Source organism: Mesorhizobium sp. M2E.F.Ca.ET.209.01.1.1 (assembly GCF_004010375.2).
GTDB lineage: Bacteria > Pseudomonadota > Alphaproteobacteria > Rhizobiales > Rhizobiaceae > Mesorhizobium.
The window spans coordinates 1-308 of record NZ_SADP02000923.1; the positions used below are offsets into that span (position 1 = coordinate 1).

Here is a 308-nt window from a genome sequence, read left to right on the forward strand (position 1 = left end):
GCTTCCGCCGGCAAGGCGCCAATGTCGTTGTCGACCTGGTCGGCGACATTGCGGGCCGCGGTCTCTGCCTCGGCCTGTTTGTTTCGTTCGGCCCGTGCGCCGGCGAGGCGCTGGTGAAAGCCCCAGCCGAGCGCGCCGACGAGACCGGCGCCGATCGCCAGCACCGTGGGATTGGTGAGAAGCCAGGCAAGCAGCGCGCTCATAGCAGCGCTCCGATGAGAAGGCCGGCAACGAAGCAGGAGACGCCGACGATCACATATGGCCTGGCGCTCTCGATGAACTAAGTGAGAACGGCGTTGAGGCTATCC

The 308-nt window shown here is 65.9% G+C and carries 1 protein-coding gene; it reads right to left on the reverse strand.

The features are described from left to right. The coding region (locus tag EN852_RS38520) for an ABC transporter permease (protein ID WP_135879882.1) at positions 1-203 on the reverse strand (203 nt) is incomplete at its 3' end. Positions 204-308: the final 105 nt, after the last annotated feature.